Origin of the sequence: Hymenobacter lapidiphilus, assembly GCF_013377885.1 — a bacterium.
Classification (GTDB): Bacteria; Bacteroidota; Bacteroidia; order Cytophagales; family Hymenobacteraceae; genus Hymenobacter; species Hymenobacter lapidiphilus.
The window spans coordinates 21,833-28,755 of the sequence record NZ_JABKAU010000044.1 but is presented as its reverse complement, the minus strand read 5'-3'; the positions used below and the strand labels follow the sequence as shown (position 1 = coordinate 28,755).

Below are 6,923 nucleotides of genomic sequence, written 5' to 3'. Positions count from 1 at the left end.
TCTCCGCCCTTTACCTCACTAAAACGACAGCGAGATGCTGCTGGTGAGGTTGCCGTAGTGTTTGGAGGGGCGGCCGTTGCGGTCAGTCAGAAAGTTGCGGCCCGAGCTGAACTGCCGGCCTTCGAGGCGCACAGCCACATGCCTGGTGGGCAGGTAGTCGAGGTTGAGCGAGCCGGCCAGCACTTTGAAGTCGGGGTCGGTGAGGGCGGGCGTGGCGTTGAGGATAACCACGCCGTGGTCGGCCGAAAAGTACTCGGCCCGTCCGCCGAGTCGCCACTTGTCGGAAAGCTGCACCCGGGCCAGGGCCGTGCCGGTGTACCAGGTATCGGCTTTGGCGCCGGCTTCGGGCCGCTCCTGCTTGCCCACGTCGAACACCAGCGCCAGGCTCAGGCGGTCGGAGGCATCGTAACGGGCGTAAAAATCGTGGAAGTAGCGGCGGCGGCGCACGAGGCCCGTGGGCTGCTCGTTGCCATAAAAGGTGCTGGAGTTGATGAGCAGCTTATCGGTGGCCTGCCACTGGATTTGGGTGCCCAGGGCCTTGGCCTGGTTGGTTTCGCGGATGTTCTGCCAACCGTTGAGCACCAGCGCCGTGAGCGTAAGCGTGGGTGCGGCCTCGTACGTGAACTTCACGCCCGCCTCGTAGTAGGGCGAACCCTCAGCGGCCAGCGAGCGGGTCAGCGTCCAGTTGTTCTTGCTCAGCGCCGACTCGATGCCCATATGGGAGCTGAAGATACCGGCATCAATCCAGGCCTTGCGGAAGGGCCGAAAGCCGGCGTAGGCCTGGTAGATGTTGCGGATGATGGGGTCTTCGGGCGCGTAGTTGGCCGTGGGGTAGGTGCCGGCGTGCAGGCCCACTTCGCCGCGTACCTGGTCATTGTCGTAGCGCAGGCCAATGAGGCCCTGGTTCACCGTAAACTCGTTTTGGCGGTTGTGCGAGAAGATAAAACCGGGCCGCTCATTACCGGCCGCGTGCTTGATATCGTAGCCGTAATAGGCATCCACGAAGCCATACACGGTAAACGGATTGGCCGGCTCGGTAACGGCCGTAGCGGCCGAGTCGGTGGGGGTGACATTTTGGGCCGCGGCGGTGGCCGGCAGCAGCGCCGGGGCCACCGCCGCCAGTAGCGCGAAAAGGTGCTTCATACGCAATCAACTAGAGCAACGGCTCCGGCCGGGGTGGCACGGGGCGCGGGCCTAAAGAACGCAAAAAGACGGCCGGGGTTGGGCAAATCTGCCTTACCCCGGCCATAAGCGGCTACGGCCGGACATACTGTGCCAACGCCGCCCGCAATTCTTCACCCTTGAGGTTAATTGCCAGAATTTTCCCGTCGGGGTCAATCAGGAAATTCTGCGGAATGCCGGTTACCTGGTACTGCCGGGCGGCCGCGTTTTCCCAGCCCTTCAGGTCCGACACCTGCGCCCAGGGCAACTGGTCGTCGGCAATGGCCTTTACCCACTTGGCGCGGTTCTTCGCTTCGTCGAGCGATACGCCCAACACCTCGAAGTTGCGGCCTTTGTACTCGTTGTAGGCTTTGATGACGGCCGGGTTTTCCTGGCGGCAGGGGCCGCACCAGCTGGCCCAGAAATCGACCAGCACGTACTTGCCCCGGTAGTCGCGCAGGGAAACCGTTTTGCCGTCGGGGGTTTGCTGGCTGAAGTCGGGGGCCAGCGCGCCCACGGCCACGGCTTTCAGCCCCTTTACCAGCTCGCCATATTTGCGGCCCGCGGCACTGTTTCTGAGCTCCGGACTCAGCGCTTCGTAGAGTGGGGCCACGGTGGCGTACTGGGGCAAATCCATCATCTGCATTCCCTGCAGGGCATCGAGGCTTACCCAGGAATTCGGGTTCATTTTGATGAACGCGTACGTGGCATCTCCAAGCTGCTTTTGAAACCCTGCAAAACCAGCCTGCATGCGCTCCTTGAAAGCGGGGCTCTGCTGCTGCGACTCCGGAACCTTCATCGATTCGGCGCCGAAGGCCTGCATGCTGGCAATGGCAGGCTTCAGCGTTTCCCCCAGGCGCAGGTAGTCGGTCGTGTTCGGGCCGCCCTTCATGCTGGCGTGGGCCAGCGAATCGGGGCTGGTAACGACGATAGTGCCGGGCTCCAGAAACACCCGGGTCCGGTCGCCCAACGGCCCATACAGGCTACCCAGGCGGCCGCTTTTGCGCAGAATCAGGTCGGCCGTGCTAAGCTCCCCGGTCGTGCCTTTCAACTCGAACGCTCCATTCTTCACTGCGGCCGAATCCAGCACTGTAAGGCCGCGCACGAGGTATACTTTGGCGGGTGCGCTCACCTTGCCGAGCTGGCCTTTGATAGTGTAGGGAAATGGCTGCTGGGCCTGGGCCAGCCCGCTGACCGTAAGTAGAAGGGGGAGAAGAAACTGCTTCATTGGGGTAAGATATTGAGGGTTAGAAATCGGCTTAAAGGTAGCGGCGCGGCGCAAGTATGGCGGGTGAATTTACATGATTGCCTGATTGACCGAGGCAGCTTGCCGTCAGCAAGTAACGCATAGATTGTTCCTGGCAATATGCTGCCCCCGCCGCCGGGAGGGCCAGACTGGTTCCGCCGTCAATCCCCTATCTTTGTTAACAGAGCACAAATGCGGTTTGCTGACCGGGAAACGACGGGTCAGCCTTTTTTTCACCCTTAGTTAAGCTGAACCTTGACGTTTCACGAATTCAACCTCCACGACGATTTGCTGGCCGGCATCGATGCCATGAACTACCAGCAGGCCACCCCCATTCAGGAGCAGGCCATCCCCAAAATCCTCGACGGCAAAGACCTGATTGCCTGCGCCCAGACCGGCACCGGCAAAACCGCCGCTTACCTGCTGCCGCTGCTCGACAAGATTTCGCACGCCAAACACGGCACCACCTCCACGCTGGTGCTGGTTCCTACCCGCGAGCTGGCCACCCAGATTGATGAGCAGGTAACCGGCTTCGGCTACTTCGTGGAAGCCAGCTCGATTGCCATTTATGGCGGCGGTAAAAGCGAGGGCTGGGAGCAGCAAAAGCGCGCCCTCACCTCGGGGGCCGACATTATCGTGGCCACGCCCGGCCGCCTGATTGCCCACATGCAGATGGGCTACGTGAAGTTCGAGGACCTCAAGTACCTGGTACTCGATGAGGCCGACAAGATGATGGACATGGGTTTCTCCGATGACATCCTCAACATTATCCGGCAGCTGCCCAAGGAGCGCCAGACGCTGCTGTTCTCGGCCACCATGCCCACCAAAATCCGCGACTTCTCGAAGCAGATTCTCAACGAGCCCGAGGAAATCCGGCTGGCCGTATCCAAGCCCGCCGCCGGCATCGACCAGCAGTTCTACATGGCCTTCGACCGCCAGAAAATCTACCTGCTCGAACACATCATCAAAACCCAGGAGGTGCAGAGCATGGTGCTGTTTACGAGCCAGAAAGCGGCCGTGAGCGGTATCGTGCGGGCTATCAACAAGCTGGGTTACGTGGCCCAGGGCATCAGCTCCGACCGCACCCAGGAGGAGCGCGAGCAGATTATGCGCGAGTTTAAGAACAAGCAGTTCCCGATTCTGGTGGCTACCGATGTGCTCAGCCGGGGCATCGATATCGACTCGCTGAGCCACGTGGTGAACTACGACATTCCGCGCGCCGCCGAGGATTACGTCCACCGCATCGGGCGCACGGCCCGCGCTGCCACCAAGGGTACGGCCATCACCTTCATCTCCGACCAGGACCAGGACCGGGTCATCAAGATTGAGAAGCTCATTGAGCGCGAAGTTGAGAAGCAGGACATTACCGAAGCTATGGGCCTCGGCGCCGCGCCCGAGTTCGACCCCAAGCGCTTCAGCGGCCTGGGCGGCAAAATCGGTGGCCGGCCCGAGCGCGGTGCTCGTAGCGGCGGTGGCGGCGGAAGTCGCTCCGGCGGTGGTGGCCGCTCGGGTGGCGGCGGCCGCGACGGTGGCAGCGGCGGCAACCGCCCCGACCGGCGCGGCGACAAGCCCGATGCCGACCAGCAGGCCCGCATTGCCCGCGCCCAGGCCAACCTAGCGGCCCTCGATGCCGGCCAGGCCCCGGCCCAGCCCTACCAGCGTCCGCCCCGCGAAGACCGCCCCGAGCGCGACGACCGTCCCCGTCGCGACAACGACCCCAACCGCCCCCGCCGCGCCCCCCGCCTGCCCCGCCCCGAAGGCGAAGTAACGCCTGCCGGCGAAGGCGAGCCCCAGGACGCCGCCGCCGCCCGCCAGCGCCAGGCCCCCCGCCTGCCCCTGCCCGACGATGCGCCCGGCGCCCACATCAACGGCACTTCGGAAGGTGAAGCCGGTACGGACGAGAACCGTCGCCGCAAGCGCGGGGGCCGTAACCGCAACAACCGCGGCCCCCGCCCAGAAGGCGACACGCCGGCCGCCGCTGAAGGACCAGCTGCCACTAGCGGAGAGTAAGGTTTAAGTGAGGCTAATAGAAAAGCCGCCGCTGCTTCGTGAGGAGCAGCGGCGGCTTTGGTTTTGGGAATGATTGTACAGAACTACTTTCCCCAAATTAAATAGTTGTTTTGGGGTGAAAAATTATTTATCCCCACCTTTTTTCAAGAACTACAAAATCATCATTTATTAAAGCTGCTACTGCATCTTGAACGTCATTGCTTGTCTGTCCAGTCCGGTCAGATATAAAGTCCTCATCTATATTTTTTATTAACCCAAATAATTTTGTCACCATTTTTGGTCTTTTAAAGAAAATATAGAATTCATTTCCCTTCTCATTTTTAATAATCGAAATACTCAGTCCGTGTCGGTTATTTTTATTCTCAAGCTCAATTGAGGGCGAAAAATAAACTTCACTTTCTTTAACGCCTTTCATCCTATCGAGAAAGTCAGTCCATGGGAATCCCTCAACGGTATCAAGGATTTTCTCTTTATTAATTTCCCCCATTTCAATTGGCTCGCTCTTCAACGGGTCACAAATACTGTATCTAAACATTTTAATAGTCGCAAATTTGAAGGTCAACGTCCTTTATTAGTTGTACAATTTGTCCCAGTAAGATTGGGCGCAGTATAGGTACTCTCACCATCTGGTGCTACTGTCAGCTTCGGGCAGCAGCGCTATGTACGCAACAATCCTTTGGAAAGCAAGCCAATACCAGTATGCTTCCCGAAGATGTAGGTTTATTTGAGCAGCCAGATTCAGCGCTAGCACTCGGGGTCATTATACTCCCCTAGCACCTTAAGCCCGGCCTTGGCAATCCGCGCGTCCTCTTTGCCATGGGCCCCACCCACGCCAATGCCGCCCACCACGATGCCGTTGACGACGATGGGCACGCCGCCGTCCACCATCAGCATGTTTTCGTCGAGGTAGCGGATGTCTCCGGGGATGCTGCCGTGTTTGATGCCGCGGGCAATGACAGCCGTTTCGCGCTTTTGCGAGTTAGCGGTGCAGGCCTTTTTGTAGCTGGCCCGCAGCGTGTGCACGCCGGCCCGGTGGTCGCGGAGCACGGCCAGCGGGTGGCCCAAGCGGTCGACTACCGGGATGGGCACGGCGTGGCCGGCCTTTTGGGCTTCGGCGCGGGTAGCCATTGTTGGCTTACTTTGCCGGTCTGAAGCTTTTAGATAAGCGGAACCGCTTGCGTTGCGAATGGAACGGAGACACAAACAGCCTACAAACCCGTTGACTCACCGAACAAAAAGCTAGCAGCTAATAACTGAAGGCTAACAGCTCACTATATGAACATCTTCGTTATCAACTCCGGCAGCAGCTCGCTTAAGTACCAACTGTTTCACTGGCCGCAGGAGCAGCCGCTGTGCCGGGGCCTCATCGAGCGCATCGGTCAGGCCGAGGGCCAGCTTACCCACACGGCCGTGGGCCCCGATGGCCAGGAGCGCACCCTGACCCGTACCGAGCCCATTGCCGACCACCGCGCCGGCCTGCAACTGGCGCTGGCGTTGCTGACGGACCCAGCAATGGGCGTCATCCAGCGCCCCGAGGAGGTGGCCGTGGTGGGGCACCGGGCGGTGCATGGGGGCGAGCAGTTTCGGGAGCCCACGCTGGTTACGGCGGCCGTGAAGGCCAAAATCCAGGAGCTGTTTGCATTGGCTCCGCTGCACAACCCGGCCAACCTGCTGGGCATGGAGGTGGCCGAACAGCTTTTCCCTCAGGCCGCACAGGTGGCGGTGTTCGACACCGCTTTCCACAGCACGCTACCGCCCCAGGCCTACCGCTTCGCCCTGCCCGAGCACCTGTACACCGAGCGCGGCCTGCGGGCCTACGGCTTCCACGGCACCAGCCACAAGTTTGTGTGCGACGAGGCCCGGCGCCACCTGGGTCAGCCCGACGCCCGCATAATCACCGTGCACCTAGGCAATGGCTGCAGCATGACGGCCACCGTGGCCGGCCGCTCGGTGGATACCAGCATGGGCTTCGGGCCGATGAACGGGCTGGTGATGGGCACCCGCGCCGGCGACACCGACCAGGCTGTTATCTTCTATCTCGTCGAACAGCTGGGCTACTCGCTCGACGCCGTAAAAACCTTACTCAACAAGGAAAGCGGCATGCTCGGCCTTACCGGCCACACCGATATGCGCGACATAACCCGCCAACTCGAAGCCAGCGACGACCGCGCCCGGCTGGCCTACGACCTGTATGCCTACCGCATCAAGAAGTACCTCGGCTCCTTCCTGGCCGCCCTCAACGGGGCCGAAGCCGTGGTATTCACGGGGGGAGTGGGCGAAAATGACGCCCGCGTCCGGAGCCTGGCCTGCCAGAACCTGGACTTTCTGGGCATCCAACTCGATGAAGCGCTCAACCAGCGCCGCGCCCCCGGCCTGCGCGACCTCTCGGCCCCCGGTGCCCGCGTGCCGGTGCTGGTCATCCCGACCAACGAGGAACTGGAAATTGCCCGCCAGTGTGCGGCTTTAATTTAGCTGTTAGCTGCCAGCTGTTAGCCATTAGCTTTTT

General features: G+C 60.9%; 6 protein-coding genes. 2 read left to right on the top strand and 4 right to left on the bottom strand.

The window, feature by feature from the left end:
- Window positions 1-18: 18 nt before the first annotated feature.
- Window positions 19-1,143, bottom strand: a complete 1,125-nt coding sequence (locus HW554_RS17515) for a porin (RefSeq protein WP_176909866.1) — start codon at window positions 1,141-1,143, stop codon at window positions 19-21.
- Window positions 1,144-1,255: 112 nt separating this feature from the next.
- Window positions 1,256-2,389 (bottom strand): TlpA disulfide reductase family protein, encoded by a 1,134-nt coding sequence (locus HW554_RS17510; RefSeq protein ID WP_176909865.1) that lies wholly within the window; start codon window positions 2,387-2,389, stop codon window positions 1,256-1,258.
- A 327-nt stretch (window positions 2,390-2,716) separates the two neighbouring features.
- Between HW554_RS17510 and HW554_RS17505 the strand changes: the two genes are divergently transcribed.
- Window positions 2,717-4,417 (top strand): DEAD/DEAH box helicase, encoded by a 1,701-nt coding sequence (locus HW554_RS17505; protein WP_246285448.1) that lies wholly within the window; start codon window positions 2,717-2,719, stop codon window positions 4,415-4,417.
- A gap of 127 nt (window positions 4,418-4,544) precedes the next feature.
- Here HW554_RS17505 and HW554_RS17500 read toward each other — a convergent pair whose 3' ends face one another.
- Window positions 4,545-4,952 carry a hypothetical protein gene (locus tag HW554_RS17500; protein ID WP_176909863.1) on the bottom strand — a complete coding sequence of 136 codons (408 nt, stop codon included), beginning with the start codon at window positions 4,950-4,952 and terminating at the stop codon, window positions 4,545-4,547.
- A 209-nt stretch (window positions 4,953-5,161) separates the two neighbouring features.
- The gene (locus HW554_RS17495) at window positions 5,162-5,545 is read right to left on the bottom strand and encodes a GlcG/HbpS family heme-binding protein (protein ID WP_176909862.1); all 384 of its coding nucleotides are present in this window, start codon (window positions 5,543-5,545) and stop codon (window positions 5,162-5,164) included.
- Window positions 5,546-5,692: 147 nt separating this feature from the next.
- On the opposite strand from HW554_RS17495, the gene HW554_RS17490 reads away from it, so the two are divergent.
- On the top strand, window positions 5,693-6,889 hold the full coding sequence (locus HW554_RS17490; protein WP_176909861.1) for an acetate/propionate family kinase: 1,197 nt from the start codon (window positions 5,693-5,695) through the stop codon (window positions 6,887-6,889).
- The last annotated feature ends 34 nt before the right edge of the window (window positions 6,890-6,923 follow it).